At 67.8% G+C, this 15,847-nt stretch carries 15 protein-coding genes; 7 read left to right on the forward strand and 8 right to left on the reverse strand.

Annotated features, from left to right (window positions below):
* Positions 1-10 precede the first annotated feature (10 nt).
* From QYL93_RS06440 to QYL93_RS06455, 4 genes are all read left to right on the forward strand, one after another.
* Complete coding sequence (locus QYL93_RS06440) at positions 11-532, forward strand: methylated-DNA--[protein]-cysteine S-methyltransferase (RefSeq protein ID WP_305742881.1); 522 nt, start codon at positions 11-13, stop codon at positions 530-532.
* A complete protein-coding gene (locus QYL93_RS06445; protein ID WP_305742882.1) occupies positions 529-1,455 on the forward strand; it encodes a DMT family transporter in 927 nt (308 codons plus the stop codon). Before QYL93_RS06440 ends, QYL93_RS06445 begins: the two co-directional genes overlap by 4 nt.
* Positions 1,456-1,588: 133 nt before the next feature.
* Positions 1,589-5,428, forward strand: a complete 3,840-nt coding sequence (locus QYL93_RS06450) for an EAL domain-containing protein (protein ID WP_305742883.1) — start codon at positions 1,589-1,591, stop codon at positions 5,426-5,428.
* A 64-nt stretch (positions 5,429-5,492) separates the two neighbouring features.
* The gene (locus QYL93_RS06455; protein WP_305742884.1) at positions 5,493-5,996 is read left to right on the forward strand and encodes a YcxB family protein; all 504 of its coding nucleotides are present in this window, start codon (positions 5,493-5,495) and stop codon (positions 5,994-5,996) included.
* Between the two features lie 3 nt (positions 5,997-5,999).
* On the opposite strand, the gene QYL93_RS06460 is transcribed toward QYL93_RS06455, so the two are convergent.
* The 4 genes from QYL93_RS06460 to QYL93_RS06475 all read right to left on the reverse strand — a co-directional run bounded on the left by QYL93_RS06460 (position 6,000) and on the right by QYL93_RS06475 (position 10,269).
* Positions 6,000-7,901: a propionate--CoA ligase gene (locus tag QYL93_RS06460; RefSeq protein ID WP_305742885.1), complete on the reverse strand. Its 1,902-nt coding sequence runs from the start codon at positions 7,899-7,901 to the stop codon at positions 6,000-6,002.
* A gap of 107 nt (positions 7,902-8,008) precedes the next feature.
* Entirely contained in the window at positions 8,009-8,413 is a 405-nt protein-coding gene (locus tag QYL93_RS06465) for a hypothetical protein (RefSeq protein WP_305742886.1), read from the reverse strand.
* A gap of 19 nt (positions 8,414-8,432) precedes the next feature.
* On the reverse strand, positions 8,433-9,038 hold the full coding sequence (locus QYL93_RS06470; RefSeq protein ID WP_305742887.1) for an isochorismatase family protein: 606 nt from the start codon (positions 9,036-9,038) through the stop codon (positions 8,433-8,435).
* 64 nt (positions 9,039-9,102) lie between these two features.
* Complete coding sequence (locus QYL93_RS06475; protein WP_370876945.1) at positions 9,103-10,269, reverse strand: PQQ-dependent sugar dehydrogenase; 1,167 nt, start codon at positions 10,267-10,269, stop codon at positions 9,103-9,105.
* Positions 10,270-10,404: 135 nt separating this feature from the next.
* On the opposite strand from QYL93_RS06475, the gene QYL93_RS06480 reads away from it, so the two are divergent.
* On the forward strand, positions 10,405-10,989 hold the full coding sequence (locus QYL93_RS06480) for a C40 family peptidase (protein WP_305742889.1): 585 nt from the start codon (positions 10,405-10,407) through the stop codon (positions 10,987-10,989).
* A 52-nt stretch (positions 10,990-11,041) separates the two neighbouring features.
* Here QYL93_RS06480 and QYL93_RS06485 read toward each other — a convergent pair whose 3' ends face one another.
* A complete protein-coding gene (locus QYL93_RS06485) occupies positions 11,042-11,428 on the reverse strand; it encodes a hypothetical protein (protein WP_305742890.1) in 387 nt (128 codons plus the stop codon).
* Positions 11,429-11,657: 229 nt separating this feature from the next.
* On the opposite strand from QYL93_RS06485, the gene QYL93_RS06490 reads away from it, so the two are divergent.
* Positions 11,658-11,909 (forward strand): GlsB/YeaQ/YmgE family stress response membrane protein, encoded by a 252-nt coding sequence (locus QYL93_RS06490; RefSeq protein ID WP_305742891.1) that lies wholly within the window; start codon positions 11,658-11,660, stop codon positions 11,907-11,909.
* A 73-nt stretch (positions 11,910-11,982) separates the two neighbouring features.
* Complete coding sequence (locus QYL93_RS06495; protein ID WP_305742892.1) at positions 11,983-12,480, forward strand: hypothetical protein; 498 nt, start codon at positions 11,983-11,985, stop codon at positions 12,478-12,480.
* A 20-nt stretch (positions 12,481-12,500) separates the two neighbouring features.
* On the opposite strand, the gene QYL93_RS06500 is transcribed toward QYL93_RS06495, so the two are convergent.
* The 3 genes from QYL93_RS06500 to QYL93_RS06510 are packed head-to-tail and all read right to left on the reverse strand — an operon-like array spanning position 12,501 to position 15,763.
* Positions 12,501-14,183: a tannase/feruloyl esterase family alpha/beta hydrolase gene (locus QYL93_RS06500; RefSeq protein ID WP_305742893.1), complete on the reverse strand. Its 1,683-nt coding sequence runs from the start codon at positions 14,181-14,183 to the stop codon at positions 12,501-12,503.
* A 47-nt stretch (positions 14,184-14,230) separates the two neighbouring features.
* Complete coding sequence (locus tag QYL93_RS06505; protein ID WP_305742894.1) at positions 14,231-15,232, reverse strand: tripartite tricarboxylate transporter substrate binding protein; 1,002 nt, start codon at positions 15,230-15,232, stop codon at positions 14,231-14,233.
* Between the two features lie 54 nt (positions 15,233-15,286).
* Complete coding sequence (locus QYL93_RS06510; protein WP_305742895.1) at positions 15,287-15,763, reverse strand: DUF3237 domain-containing protein; 477 nt, start codon at positions 15,761-15,763, stop codon at positions 15,287-15,289.
* Between the last annotated feature and the right edge of the window lie 84 nt (positions 15,764-15,847).

The raw sequence follows: 15,847 nt of genomic DNA on the forward strand, positions 1-15,847 counted from the left end.
AGCCCCTCTCATGCAATTCCATCCTGCCACGGTGCAATCGCGCACCACTTCCGCGCTGGGCCCCGTGCGCCTGGCTGCCTCCCCCCAGGGCCTGGTCGGCCTGTGGTTCGACGGCCAGCGGCACCAGCCCACCGCCTTGCTGGAGGGGCCCGGCGCCTGGCCCGAAGCGCCGGGCCATGCCCTGATGCAGGAAGCCGCCACGCAGCTGCAACAGTTTCTGCACGGCAAGCGCAGGGGCTTCGACCTGCCGCTGGACCTGTCGGGCGGCACGCCGTTCCAGCAGGAGGTATGGCGCGCCCTGCTGGCCATCGGCTGCGGAGCCACCACCACCTATGGCACCCTGAGCCACGACCTGGGCCGCCCGCGCGCGGTGCGGGCCGTGGGCGCGGCTGTCGGGCGCAACCCGGTCAGCGTGATCGTGCCCTGTCACCGGGTGCTGGGCGCCGACGGCAGCCTGACCGGCTATGCCGGCGGCCTGGACCGCAAGGGCGCCCTGCTGGCCATCGAGGGCGCGCGCCCGCTGGCGGCATGAGCGATTCCGGATCGAAACCCGTCTCCGCCTGGATCGGCGAGTTCGTGCTGCTGGCCTCGCTTTGGGGAGCGTCCTTTCTGTTCATGCGCATGGGCGCCTCGGAATTCGGGCCTCTGCCCACGGCCGGGCTGCGCGTGACCCTGGCCACCGTCTTCCTGTGGCCCATCATGCTGCGCCAAGGCCATTGGCCCGCCTTGCGCCGCCACTGGCGGCCCATCATGGTGGCCGGCATCATCAACTCGGCCATCCCCTTCGCGCTGTTCTCCTGGGCGGTGCTGCACATCGCCACCGGGCTCAGTTCCATCCTGAATGCCACCGTGCCTCTGTTTGGTGCACTGATCGCCTGGCTGTGGCTGGGCGACCGCATCGGCCGCCTGCGCTGGGTCGGGCTGGCGCTGGGATTTCTCGGCGTCGCCCTGCTGGCCTGGAAGGCCCCGGCGGGCACAGGCTTCAAGAGCGACCAGGCGCTGTGGGCCATCGGCGCCTGCCTGCTGGCGTCGGCGTTCTATGGGCTGGCGGCCAGCTTTGCGCGCACGCGCCTGGTCGGCATTCCCCCACTGGCCACCGCCACGGGGAGCCAGTTGGGCGCGGCCCTCGGGCTGGCCCTGCCCACCCTCTGGTTTTGGCCTGCGCAGATGCCGGGACCCCGCGCCTGGGGCGCCATCATCGCCATCGCCGTGCTGTGCACAGGCATTGCCTACATCCTGTATTTTCGGCTGATCGCCCATGCCGGTCCGAGCCGGGCTCTGGCGGTGACATTCCTGACCCCGGTGTTCGCCATGCTCTACGGTGCCCTGTTCCTTGAGGAGCGCATCACCGCATGGACGGTGGGCTGCGCACTCGTGATCGTCACCGGCACGCTGTTGTCAACCGGGCTTGTCAGGACGCGCGGCCCCGCCGTGGAGGCCCCGGAACGGCCCTAAACTCGATGCATGCTCTTAGTTGCGTCGGTTTTCAGCACGCTTTCACATGCCACGGGATCGCCGTGCAAGCCTGACGCCACCCGCAAGGCGGCGGGCGCAAGCCTGCGTGCACACAAACCAGGCCATGGGCACCATGGCGCATAGCACCCTGCTGGCGGGCAGCCTGCTCTTGCTGCTGGCCGTTCTGGCGCTGGCCCTGCTGCCGCCCATGGAGGTGCTGGCCCCTTCGCGGCGCACCGAATGGCTGGCGGGCGTCGCCGGCGGCCTCGTCTCGGCGGCCATGCTGGGTATGCTCAATTTTCAGGCGCCGGGCCCCGGCATGGTGGTCTACCCGACGGCCACGGCCTTCGTGGCCCTGTGCTTTGGCGCCCGGGCAACCGCACTCACCGCAGGCCTGGCCCTGCTGGCAGGGACCTGGATACAGGGCTCAGCTTCGCTTGTCGGCGCCTGGGTGCTGGCCGTCGCCTGGGCCACCGGGGCCTTGTGGCGGCAACTGGCGCTGCGCAGCGGGCGCAGCAGCTGGCGCGAATTGCTGGGCCTGGCACTGACACTGCCCGTGGTCAGCGGGCTCGTGCTGGCGCTGGCGGGCATCCCCTCTCCTGGCCCTGCCACGGTGGACTGGTGGACGAATCTGCCCTGGAACAATGGCGTCGGCATCGTGGTGCTGGGCGCCTGCCGGCTGCTGCTGATCAGCAAGGCCCAGTCGCTGGTGGCCACTACGTCGGTCCTGCACACCCTTGGTCAGCGCGAGCAGCAGTTGCGCATGGCGCTTGAGTCCCTCAATGGTGGCCGCTGGGAGTGGGATGTGGAAACGCGCCAGTTCCGCTGCGAAGGCAGTTTCTACGACCTGTTCGGCATCACCGCAGCCGATCGCGCGGCGCCAGACCTGTGGCAACGCTGGTACGAGCTGCGCCACCCGGTGGACAGGGAGCGCAACGCCGCCCGGCTGGCCCGTGCCATGGATGGGCTGGAGGAGTCCTACGAAGCCGAGTTCCGTGTGCGCGATACCGCCGGGCGCTGGCGCTGGCTGATGTCGCGCGGCATGGTGGCGCTGCGCGATGCCCAGGGCCAGCCGCTGCGCATGATCGGCATGGACGTGGACATCTCCGCGCACCGCGAAGCGCAGCAGGCGCTGCGCGACTCCGAGGCCAAGTACACCTCGTTCTACCAGACGCTGCCCGATGCGGCGGGCATCAGCCGCATCTCGGACGGCCGCTACGTCGACGTGAACCCCGCGTTCTGCGAGCTGCTGGGCCTGCCGCACAGCGAAGTGCTGGGCCGCACCTCGACCCAGCTCGGGATCTGGGCCACCGACGAGGAGCGCAAGCGCCTGCTGGACGCCTTCCAGCGCCACGGCCAGGTGGACCGACTGCCCCTTGTGGCGCAGCGGGGCGGAGTGCGCATTCCGGGGCTGATGTCGGCACGGTCCGTGCTTGTGGATGGGGAAGACTGTTTCGTCTTCGTTTTCCACGACATGACCGAAGCCCAACGCACCAGCGACGAGTTGCGCGCACTCAACGGGCTCCTGCAGCAGGCCGGCCGGCTGGCGCGCCTGGGCGCCTGGGAGGACGTGCGCGGCCAGGGCCTGGTCTACTGGTCGGACGTGTGCTTTGACATCCACGGCATGCCGCCCGGTTCGCCGTTGCCGGGCGACTACATCGACCGCATGGTGGCCCCCGCCCACCGCGAGACGCTGCGCAACCATTTTCGCTCCAGCATCCTCGAGCGCGCCGAGTGGAGCATGGAGCTGGAAGTGCACCACACCGATGGCCGGCTGGTCTGGGTGCGTGCCCGCGGCGAGCCCGTCATCGAAAACGGCCGCGTCACCCGCGTGCGCGGGGTCATGCAGGACATTGACGAAGCCAAGCGCGCCACCGAGCGCCTGCGCCAGTCCGAGGAGCGGTTCTCGCGCATCTTTCAGCTCATGCCCTTCCCCATGGGCCTGTCACGCCGCAGCGATGGGCAGTACCTGGATGTGAACCCGGCCTGGGAGACGTTGCTGGGCATACCACGCGAGGAAGCCGTGGGCCGCACCGCCGTGGAGTTGGGCATCTTCACCCAGGAAGAGCGCCAGCGGCTGATACAGGCCTTTGAGCGGGCGGGCCCGCAGGCCAGCCACGAGGTGACGCTCAATGGCCGCCCCGGCACCCGGCTGACCGTGCTGCAGTCTATGCGTCCCATCGATTTCGACGGCGAGCCCTGCTGGCTGTTCTCGGTGCACGACATCACCGACCGCAAGCGCCAGGAAGAGCAGATCCGCGAACGCGAGGAACTGCTGTCGCTGACCATCTCGGCCGCTTCGCTGGGCCTGTGGGACTGGAACATGGAGCGTGGCACGATCTCGGGCGACAGCCGCTGGGCGGCCATGCAGGGGCGGATGCCAGGGGCCGTCACTCCGACCTCGGTGCGCTGGAGCAGCGTCGTGGCAGCGGATGACATCGACCGCATCACGGCCGAGGTGGCACGCCACGCGGCACGGCCGGCCACGCCGTTCGACGCCACCTGGAAGGTGCCCGCCCCCCACGAAGGCACGCGCTGGGTGCGCAACCTGGGCAAGATCGTGAGCTTTGGCGCCGACGGCCAGCCCCTGCGCATGCTGGGTGTGGCGCTGGACGTGACGCCCCAGCGCGAACAGGAGGTGCTGCTGCAAAAACTCGCGCACTTCGACGCCCTCACCGGCCTGCCCAACCGCGTGCTGCTGGCGCGCAGGCTGCAGGAGTGCCTGGACCAGGCGCGCGAACATGGCACCCAGCTCGGGGTGGGCTACCTGGACCTCGACGGTTTCAAGCCCGTGAACGACCGCCTGGGCCATGGTGCCGGCGACCGCCTGCTGGTGATGGTGGCGGGCCGGCTCTCGCGCGCCCTGCGCCCCGGTGACAGCGTGGCCCGCCTGGGGGGCGACGAGTTCGTGATGCTGTTGCCCGACCTGGCCGACACCGCCGAGTGCGAGCGCATGCTGGGCCGGGTGATGGAGAACATCTCCGCCCCCTACGCGCTGGACACCGATCGGGTGGTTGTCACCGCCAGCATCGGCTACACCGTGTTCCCGCTCGATGAAGCCGATGCCGACACCCTGCTGCGCCATGCCGACCAGGCCATGTATGCGGCCAAGCAGGCCGGGCGCAACCGCTTCCACCAGTTCGATGCCGCGCAGGAGCGGGCCCTGGTGGCGCAGCGCGAGCAGGGCAAGCACCTGCAGGATGCCATTGCGGGCGCGCAGTTCATCCTGCACCTGCAGCCCAAGGTGGACATGCGCAGCGGCGCCATCGTGGGCGCCGAGGCCCTGTCCCGCTGGCAGCACCCCGAACGCGGCCTGCTGCCGCCCGGTGCCTTTCTGCCGTTGCTGGAAGGCACGGAACTGGAGATCGAGTTCGGCCAATGGGTGGTCGAGGCCGCCCTGAACCTGCTCAGGCGGCTGAACGGCCACGGCCTCGCCCTGCCCGTGAGCATCAACATCTCGGCCCTGCACCTGCAGCATGCCGGCTTTGCCGACTGGATGGCCCACATGCTGGCGCAGCGCCCGGACATCGACCCGCGCCAGGTGGAGATCGAGATCACCGAGAGTGCCGCGCTCTACGACATCAGCGCCGTGGCCGCGACGCTGACGCAACTGCGCGAGCTGGGCGTCACCGTGTCGCTCGACGACTTCGGCACCGGCTATTCATCGCTGACCTACCTGCGCCGCCTGCCCATGGACACGCTCAAGATCGACCAGAGCTTCGTGCACGGCATGATGGGCGACCCGGGCGACCTGGCCATCGTGCAGGGCGTGATCGGCCTGGCCCGCTCCTTCGGCTACCGCGTGATCGCCGAGGGGGTGGAAACCATCGAGCAGGGCCAGATGCTGCAGCAGCTGGGCTGCGCCCAGGCCCAGGGCTACTGCATTGCCCGGCCCATGGCCGTGGAGCAATTCGTGGATTGGGCGGCCCAGTGGCAGACACCGGCGGGGTGGCAGCGATCGCGGCCCCACTGAAGCGTCGCCTGCGGGCATGCCGACCGGTGGCACACTGCGGCCCTTCGCCCACGCCGTACATGCCATGCCCCTGGAAACCACCTTGCATTACTCCCCCGACCTGGTCCGCCATGCGGTCCTCTGTTTCTGGCGTCGGTCCGTGGGCCTGCGCACGCTGCTGGTCATCGGCGCAATGGCGGCCTGGCTGGGAACACTGGTGGTACGGGGCGACCGGTCCTGGCAAATGGGGGCCCTGGGTGCGTCGGTGGCCATCTGCGCGCTGGTGGCCGCCATGGTCTATGTGGCGCACTACCGCAATGCCATGACCAGGCTCAGGGACATGGGAGCAACGCCACACGCCACACTGCGGGCGGACGGGGACAGCCTCACGCTGCAGGCAGGGGCCAGCATGGCCACCCTCCCCTGGTCCAGCATCCAGGAGATCTGGCAGTTCGAGCGCGTATGGCTGCTGCTTTTTTCGCGGGCCCAGTTCAGCACGCTGCCGGTGGCCGACCTGCCTGCAGACCTGCGTGATCTCATCGAAACCAGCGTGCGCGGCGCGGGCGGCAAGATCAAGCCCGCCCGCTGAGCTTCAACCTGCCTGCCCCACCAGTTCCCGCACCTGCTGCAGCGCAGCCGGGTCTTCCATGGTGGTCAGGTCGCCCGGGTCGCGCCGCTCGGCCACGGCCTGCAGGGCACGGCGCAGCAGCTTGCCGCTGCGCGTCTTGGGCAGCACGGTCACGAAGTGCACGCGAGAAGGCCGGGCCACGGCACCGAGTTGCTGGTCCACGCGCTGCATGACTTCGCCCTCGAGCTTCAGGCGCGCAGCCGGGTCGTCGAGCCCGCTGGCGTCGCGCGCCACGGCGAAGGCCATGGCCACCTGGCCCTTGAGCGCATCGGCCACGCCCACCACCGCCACTTCGGCGATGTTGGGGTGCGAGGCAATGCTCTCCTCGATCTCGCGCGTGCCCAGGCGATGGCCAGCCACGTTGATCACGTCGTCCGTGCGGCCCAGGATGAAGTGGTAGCCGTCGGCATCGCGGATGCCCCAGTCGAAGGTGCTGTAGATCAGCTTGCCGGGGATGCTCTTCCAGTAGGTATTGACGAAGCGCTCGTCGTCGCGCCACACGGTCTGCATGCAGCCGGGCGGCAGCGGTCCCTCGATGGCCACCACGCCCTTCTGGTTGGCGCCGGTGAGTTCCTCGCCGGTCGCTTCATCGAGGATCTTGACGGCATAGCCGTACATGGCCTTGCCGGGGCTGCCGAAGCGCGTGGTCTGCTGCTCGATGCCATTGGCCAGCGTGAGGATGGGCCAGCCGGTCTCGGTCTGCCAGTAGTTGTCGATGATGGGCACGCGCAGCGCATCGCTGATCCACTGCGCCGTGGGCTCGTCCAGCGGCTCGCCGGCCAGCCACAGGGCCTTGAGGCTCGATACATCGTACTTGCGCAGCCAGCTCGCGTCCTGCTTCTTGAGCACGCGCACGGCCGTGGGGGCCGAGAACATGTGGGTGACCCGGTAACTCTCGACGATGCTCCACCACACCCCGGCATCGGGCCTCGTGGGCAGGCCCTCGTACATGATGGTGGCCATGCCCGCGATCAGCGGCCCGTAGACGATGTAGCTGTGGCCCACCACCCAGCCGATGTCGCTGGTGGCGAAATAGGTGTCGCCAGGCTTGGCGTCGAAGATATGCCGCATGCTGGCCGCCAGCGCCACTGCATAGCCGCCCGTGTCACGCTGCACGCCCTTGGGCTTGCCGGTGGTGCCGCTGGTGTACAGGGTGTAGCTGGGGTGGGCGGATTCGACCCATTCGCAGGGCACGACGGCGTTCAGGTGCTTCGCGCGCAGGGCCGCCCAGTCGTGGTCGCGGCCGGGGTGCAACGTCATCGGCGCCATGCCCCGGTTGACCATGAGCACGGCGGCCGGCTTGTGGCGCGACTGGACGATGGCCTCGTCGAGCAGCGGCTTGTAGGGCACGACCTTGCCGCCGCGCGAACCGGCGTCGGCGCTGACCACCGCCACGGGCTCGGCATCCTCGATACGCGAGGCCAGCGAGCCCGAGGCGAAGCCGCCGAACACCACCGAATGCAGCGCTCCGATGCGCGCACAGGCCAGCATGGCAAACGCCGCCTCGGCGATCATGGGCATGTAGATCAGCACCCGGTCGCCCTTCTTCACGCCCAGTGCCCGCAGCACGGCCGCCATGCGCTGCACCTCGGCATGCAGCTCGGCAAAGCTGTAGCTGCGCTCGCTGTCGGTCTCGGTGGAGATGGCCACCAGCGCGGGCTGGTCGGCCCGCGCGGCCAGGTGCCGGTCCACCGCGTTGTGGCACAGGTTGGTGGTGCCGCCCACATACCAGCGCGCAAACGGCGGGTTGCTGTAGTCGCAGATCTGCTGCGGGGGCGTCTGCCAGTCGATGAGTTTCGCCTGCTCGGCCCAGAAGGCATCAGGCTGCTCGATGGATTGGCGGTAGAAATCTGCGTAGTGCGTCATGGTGTGTCTCCAGCATCTCGTCTGCGCACCCTGCACGGAGCGCATTTCTGAATTCATAATTATTCATGATGGGCTTGCTGGAAGCTGACGCACAGACACGCCAATCTTCAGGGCGTCTGCCCTTCCAAGCGCTCGCGCACCCGCTTGCTCGGGTCCTGGAGCAGCAGGCGCAAGATGTCGGACCGCTGAGGCTCCGCAAGATCCTCCACCTGGCAAGCCACGCGAAAGCGTACCGTCGCGCTGCGATGCGCGGCAAGCTCGGTCCACAATGCCCGGGTGGCGGGATAGTCGGTGCCCAGCTTGCGCAACCAGCCGCCGGCAGACTCCCAGGTCCCCGAATGGCCCTCGACCAAGGCGGTGCGCAAGCAACCCAGCACCACCACCTCGGAACCATGCCCTTCCAGCAGGTCATGGACCGCGTCGATCACCGCTACCAGCAGGGCTGCTTTTTCAGGGGACCCGACGAAACGCACCGCGTGCTGTACCTCATGGGCGCGGCCAAAGGTGAACATGTGCCTGCCAGCGCCTCGCTTACTTGATCAGCGCCAGCACGTCCTTGAAATCAGGGTGCTCGCAGGTGCCGAGCCACTCGAAGGCCACCATCTCGGTCGTCACCAGCTCGGCGCCCGCGCCGGCCAGGCGGTCGAAGGCGGCGTCGCGGTTGCGGTCGGTGCGCGAGCCGCAGGCGTCGGTCACCACCCAGACCTCGAACTCGTCGTCGATCAGGTCCAGCGCCGTCTGCAGCAGGCACACATGGGCCTCGCAGCCCGCTATCACGATGGTGCCGCGCTCGGGCGCCTGCTGGGCAGGCTTTTGCAGGTGCTTGGGCAGGCTGCGTGCATTGCCGCCCTGCTGGGCCTTGGCGGGGGGGCGCAGCCACTCGCCCAGGCCTTCTTCGGCGGCGCTGAAGTGCATCTTGGCCAGGGTCTTGGCGCACAGCGCGCGCAGCGCCGGGTCATTGGGCCCCAGGCGCGAGGGATTTTGCTCGGTGCCCCAGACCGGCACCTCCAGCAGCTGCGCGATCTGCGCCAGGCGGCGGGCATTGGCCAGCACGGCGGCGCCTTCGGCAATGGCGGGCATCAGGCGTTCCTGGTAATCCACCAGGACGAGTTGGGATTCGGAGGCGTCGAGCAGCATGGCGTGTACCAGGAATTCAATGGGAATGCCCCATTGTCGCAGCCCCAGACCCCTCGGCGGACCTTCAAGGAGCCGGTGCCAGCCGCAGCAGGCGCCCCTGCGGGCTGTCGGTCAGCAGGTAGAGCCAGCCATCGGGGCCCTGGCGCACATCGCGAATGCGCTCGTTGTTGCCCTGCAGCAGCTTCTCCTCGCGTTGCACCTTGCCGCCCGACACTTCGAGCCGGTGCAGCGTGCCGAACTTGAGCGAGCCCACGAACAGGCTGCCGCGCCAGGCGGCGCCATAGCGGTCGCTGGTCAGGAAGGCCATGCCCGAGGGCGCGATGGAAAGCACCCAGTAGTGCATCGGCTGCTCCATGCCCGCCTTGGCCGTGCCTTCGCCCACCTTACCACCGCCGTAGTTCTCGCCATAGGTGATCAGCGGCCATCCATAGTTGCGACCGGGCTGGGGCAGGTTGATCTCGTCACCCCCCTGGGGGCCATGCTCGTGCATCCACAGCTTGCCGTCCGGCGCCAAGCTCGCCCCCTGGGCATTGCGGTGGCCGTAGCTCCAGATCTCGGGCAAGGCGCTGGCGCGCTCGCGAAACGGGTTGTCTGCCGGGGCAGCGCCATCGGCCGTGATGCGCACGATCTTGCCGTGGTGGTTGTCGAGCTTTTGCGCATCGTCCTTGCGGTGGTAGCGCTCGCCCAGGGCCAAAAACAGGTTGCCGTCCCCCGCCTGCACGATGCGGCAGCCAAAGTGCAGGTTGCTTGCCACCTTGGGCTTCTGGCTGAAGATGACCTTCACGTCCTGCAGCGAGCGGTTGTCCGGGGCCAGCGTGGCACGTGCCAGCGCCGTGCTGTTGTCCGAGGTGCCTGCGGCGCCGGGCTCCGAATAGCAGAAGAAAATGCGGCGGTTTTTCGCAAAGTCGGTGTCTGTCACCACGTCGAGCAGGCCGCCCTGCCCTCCCGCGGCAATGCTCGGCAGGCCCGCCAGCGCCGGGCCGAGCTGGCCATTGGCCTCCACCACCCGCATGCGGCCAGGCCGTTCGGTGACCAGAAACCGGCCTTCAGGCAGAAACGCCACGGCCCACGGGTTCACCAGGCCGGTGGCGACTGACGCCAAGGTGACAGCCTTGGCGGGCGCGGACGTCGCCTGGGCATGGGCGCTCCCCACGCCTGCGGATGCTACGGAAAAAAGAGCAAGAAACCCCACGGCGCGCGCAGGAATGCGGCATTTCGATGTCAGATACATGTCAACCTTGGTGGACCTGGGTTCCATTCAACCCATGGGTATAAGGGAATGGAGAGGGCAAGTCCAGCCCCCACATGCAGGCATACGTGACTTCCCTCACAAAACGGGCAATTTAGCGTGGTACCCTTCGCCTCCATGTCCAAATGGTTTTGCACCCTCCTCATGGCTTGCGCTGTCAGCGCACAGGCTGCACCATCCACCGGTCAAGCAGATGACATGGAGCGAATACTGATGGACAAGGGCCTCCTGTCCCAGCTCAAGGACATGCAGCACACCGTGGCCGACAAGGCCCACACGGTGGCGGACAAGGCGTCCGATCTGGTGGGCAATGCCATGGGCTTCCTCGGCGTCCGCTACAAGCGTGGCGGCAACAGTGCCGAAACCGGCTTCGACTGCAGCGGTTTCGTCCGCGCCATGTACGAACAGACGGTGGGTCTTTTGCTCCCCCGCCGCGCAGACCAGCAGGCCGCCACCACCACGGTGATCGACAAGAAGGAACTGCAGCCCGGCGATCTGGTGTTCTTCAACACCATGCGCCGTGCGTTCAGCCATGTGGGTATCTACGTGGGTGATGGCAAATTCATTCACTCTCCTCGCAGTGGATCGGAGATCCGGGTAGAAGACATGCGTATTTCGTACTGGCAGCGCCGATTTGATGGCGCGCGGCGTGTGAGCCCTGGGGCCATGGCGGTCGAGACCAACACACCTGCCGCAAAGTAAATCGCGTCAGTATCCACGAACAAAGCGCGCTTCGGCGCGCTTTTGCTTTGGGTCATGGCTTGACCACATAGGTGGATTCCGTGCCGCGAATGGGCCCGCCCGTCACGTTGACCGGCCTTGCATTGGGGTTGCGCAGGAATTCCTTGGCGGCGGCCATGTCCGCGTGGTGGCGGGCCCGGGCCTGTGCCTCGCACGGGCGCCGCTCGGCAGCGGCGAGGGTGCGGCATTCTTCCAGGGCGACCTTCATCCCGCCACCCGCCTCCCGGATGGCCGTGTTGTAGCGCTGCTGCGGCGTCATGTCCGCCACGGCACCACGCTGCAGCGATGCCTCATCGCCCTGGGCATGGGCAGTGGATGGGGAGGCAGAAAACACCCCGACCACAAGCGCGAGGGCAACCACGAAGGACGTGGGAGAAATGGGAAGGGTCAATGGACGCATGGCGGGCCTCTTTCTGGCGGTGCTGGGCATGTCCATGACTTTAGGCACTCCCTGTCCCGGCCGTCATCAGCGGTGCGCGCGCGACCCTGTGCGACAAGTCCTACACTGAGCCCCTGCATTGTGAACAATGTGGCAACGATGCGGGCCAAGGCATCCCGTCCGACAGACGGTCATGCGTGGTGCAGCTAAAGTCGGGCCATTCTTTCACCTGCATACAAAGCGACAAACCATGCTCTCACTGATAGGAACGCTGTTGATTGGACTGGTCGTGGGCTTCATCGCGCGCGCGATCAAACCCGGAAACGACTCCATGGGCTGGATCATGACGGCCCTGCTGGGCGTGGCGGGCTCATTCCTGGCCAGCTATGTGGGCGTGGCCATGGGCTGGTACCAGCAAGGTGACGCAGCCGGCTGGATCGCCTCCGTCGTAGGCGCCATGGTGCTGCTGCTCATCTACAGCCTGATCAAGGGAAAAAGCTGAGCACCGGCACATTGCCATTGCGCTGGGCCGATGCGGCCCCAGATCGGACCTAGACCTTCTCTGGATGTGACCCATGCCCACTGCCCGACAAATGGCCGCCGACGACCCTGCCCTGGCTGCTGCCGTGCAGCGCAGCCGGCGCATGCTGCACCGCCGCGCCCTGGTGGCGGCCGCTGCCAGCACCGTGCCCGTGCCGGGGCTGGACTGGGCGGTGGACGCCGCCCTGCTCTCGCGCCTGCTGCCGCAGATCAGCTCGGAGTTCGGCCTGTCGGCGCAGCAACTCGACCAGCTCGACCCCGAAAAGCGCGAGAAGGTACAAAAGGCCGTGGGCCTGGTCGGCTCGGTGCTGATCGGCAAGCTCATCACCCGTGAACTGGTGATACGCGCCACGCAGACCGTGGGGCTGCGCCTGACCACCAAGCAATTGGCCAAGTACGTCCCCCTGGCCGGCCAGGCGGTGTCAGCGGCCATCGGCTATGCCACGCTGCGCTACCTGGGCGAGCAGCACATGCAGGACTGCGTGCGCGTCGCAAGGGAAGCCCAGCTGCAGCTGCCCGCACCCAAGAAATAGACACGGGCAGTCGCCCCGGGCTATTCCACCGCGCAGACGAAACTGCCCGCATCCTCCACACTGCCCGTTCCCTTGTACTTGGCGAACTGGGGATAGGCGCACAGACGCCGCGTGCGGTTCGGGTAGTCGGTCTGCGTGGGCAGCGCCCGGGCCGCGATCGTGTCGGGAGCCACGCCCTTCTCCACCCAGTCCACCATGGTCTGTATCGAGTCGAAGCTGTCCGTGGCCGGGCCGCCCGAGCAGTGGTTCATGCCCGGCACCAGGAAGGTCCGCGCAAAGCCCTGGGTGCTGGCCATGCCGCCGTTGTTGGCCGCCAGCCGCTCGTAGTAGTCCACCGTGTCCTTGGACGAGAAGATGGGGTCGGACATGCCGTGGATCAGCAGCAGCTTGCCGCCGCGCTGGCGGAAGGCCGTGAGCTTGTCGTCCGCGTAGGTGTCATAGATCGCCGAGTAGGCGGACATGCGCGCCGGGTCGGTGTCGAAGTTGAAGGCCAGCGGGTTGAAGCTGAGGTCTGGCGGGGTGAAGAACTCGTTGATCAGCGCGTCCACCATCAGCGTGATGTAGCGCGCGTCCGGCGTGGCGGTGGTCGAGCTGCCCAGCGTCCAGGCGCGCCAGCCGGGGGCCGCGAGGCCCGGATCCCAGGGTTGGCCGGCGTACAGCGCCTGGCCGGCCGAGTTGCGCGGCCCGGTGAAGACCTTGGCGAGCGCATCCACCTGCCCCGCCGAGAGGCAATCGCCCCCCTTGGCGCCGCTGCACTGCAGCACGGCCGGGTTGAACTGGCAGGCCTTGGTGTTGTTCACCATGCCGTCGGCCACACCATCGGCTGCGTCGCAAGACGATTTGACCGCATTGGCTACCAGGTTCAGGTCTGCATTGCTGAAGGCCTGCGACAGGATGCGGTTGCCCGAAGCGTCCTGCGGGGCTATGGCGTTGAAGGCAATGGTGTTCCACATCGCTGCCACCGTGGCGCCGCTGGATACGCGCATGGCCGGCGCGCCGGCCGTGATGGCGTCGAAGTAGTCCGGAAAGCGCTGCGAGAACACCATGCCCTGGCGCCCGCCGCCCGAGCAGCCCGAAAAATACGAGCGGTCTGGCTTGCGGCCATAGTGCGAGGCGATCAGCGACTTGGCCGATACAGCCGTCTTGTCGTAGGAGTTGTAGGCATGGTCGATGCGCGCCTGCGGGTCGGCGCCAAAGCTGGCCGTGGTGCCGATGTGCCCGCCATCGGTGGACACGACGGCAAAGCCCTGCCCCAGCGGCGAGGGCGTGCCGATCGAGATACTGGTGCTCAGCGAGGTATCGCGCAGAACGCCATCGTTGCCGCCGCCCCCCACGAACAGGAAACGGCCGTTCCAGTTGTCCGGCAGGCTCAGCTGGAAGCCGATGGCGTAGTTCTTGCCATCCACCCCGACGCGCGGATTGATGCTGCCCGTGACCACGCAATGGCCTGGCAGGAAGGCGCCCGTGGCGGCACCGCCGGGGCGTTTGCTGTCAGGCGGCACATAGCTCGTGGCCAGTGTGGTGCCCGCCAGCTTGGCACTGGCCGCCAGGCCGGTACAGGCGGCCGAGTAAGCGCCATTGGCCGGGGGCCACATCGGCCCGTCATTGCTGCCGCCGCAGGCGGCCAGCGCGAAGGGCAGCAGCGCGGCGACGGGCCACGCGGCGCGGCGGGCGTTCAGCGCCCGGGATGGAATGGAAGGCATGGGGTTTGTCTCCTGTTGTGTGTGGGTTGCCTCTTGCCTGCGGATCCTCAATCCGCCTTGAAGCCGGTGGCGGCCACGGCCTTGCCCCAGGTGACCGTGTCGGCCGCGATGATCTTGGTGAACTCCGGCGACCCCGTGCCCGTCACGCGAAAGCCGGCCTCCTCCATCTTGGCCTTGCCCTCGGGCGACTGCACAGCCTTGACGATGTCGGCGCTGAGCTTGGCCACGATCTCGGGCGGCGTCTTGGCCGGCGCCACGATGCCGAACCAGGACGAGAACTCCAGGTTGGCGTAGCCCTGCTCCTTGATGGTGGGCACGTCGGGCAGCGCATTGGTGCGCGTGGCGCCCGTGCTGCCCAGGGCCACCAACTTGCCGGCCTTCACATTGGGGGCGGCCAGGCCCACGCTGGCGAACACGCCCTGCACGTCACCGCTGAACAGGCCGCCCAGCGCATCCGCCGTGTTCTTGTAGTGCACCGGCTCGGGCTTCAACTGCACCGCGTCACCAAACATGAAGGCGCCGAAGTGCCCCGGCGTGCCCGCGCCGAAGGTGGCCAGGAACAGGCCCTTTTGCTGCTTGGTCCACTCCACGAAATCCCGGACGTTGCGCGCGGGCACCTTCTGCGGGTTGACCAGCAGCACGAAATCGGAGGTAACCACCTGGCTCACCGCCACGAAATCCTTTTGCGGCGAGTACGGCAGCTTGCTGTAACTGCTGGGCGCGATGCTCAGCTGGCCGGTTTCGCCCAGCATCAGCGTGTAGCCATCGGGTGCTGCACGGGCCGCTTCGCTGGCGGCGATCAGGCCACCGGCGCCCGGCTTGTTGTCCACGATGACCCCCATGTTGCCCCAGCCCTCGGAGAGCTTTTGCGCCAGCAAGCGCGCCACGATGTCCGGCCCCGTACCGGCCGGAAAGCCGACGATGATGCGCACCGGCTTGTTCGGGTAGGCAGCGGGCTGCGCCTGAGCGCCGGCCCACGGTGCGGCCAGGCCTGCTGCTGCGGCCGCAGCCAGCAATACGCGCCGGACGGGTTTGAAAGAGGTGTTCATGCTTGTCTCCAGGGGTTCTTGTGAGGGAAAGTCGGGGAAGAAAAAATGGGATGCTCAGGCCAGTTCGAAGAAGCGCATCGCCACCGCATCCGGATAGCGCGCGCCCGAGCCCACGAACATGCGCTCGGCGATCCAGGCCAGCGCGGGCGAAGCGGTCTCGAAACTCGGGCTGCAGCGGAAATAGATCTGCCCTGGGTCCACCGGCTCGCCACGCACCAGGCGCGCGATCAGTTCGGGCGGGCCCGAGCGCACCGCCCGGTTCTGCACGTAGATGAAATCGCCGCCATCGGTTTCGAGCACATAGCGCGCATCGAGCTCGGACAGGCGGTCATTGACGATGAGCTGAAAGTCCGCGCCACCCGGGAGCACGCGGGCCGTCCAGCCATCGCCCGAGGCCGTGCCACCGGTGATGGGGATCAACCGCCGCAGGCCATGGGCGGTCTGCCCCACCTCCTGCGGCACCCCGACCTGCACGCGCAGGTCGGCAAAGAATTTCAGGCGGGGTTCGGGCAGGGGGGGCAGGTCGGACATGGGCGGTGTTGGCGGCAAAATTGGTTATGAACCTAGCGTAAATCCGGTTGTGCCCACCGCCTGTCATCCCTGAGGATGACAGCG

This window comes from Acidovorax sp. A1169 (genome assembly GCF_030704685.1).
In the GTDB taxonomy this organism is placed as follows: domain Bacteria; phylum Pseudomonadota; class Gammaproteobacteria; order Burkholderiales; family Burkholderiaceae_C; genus Acidovorax.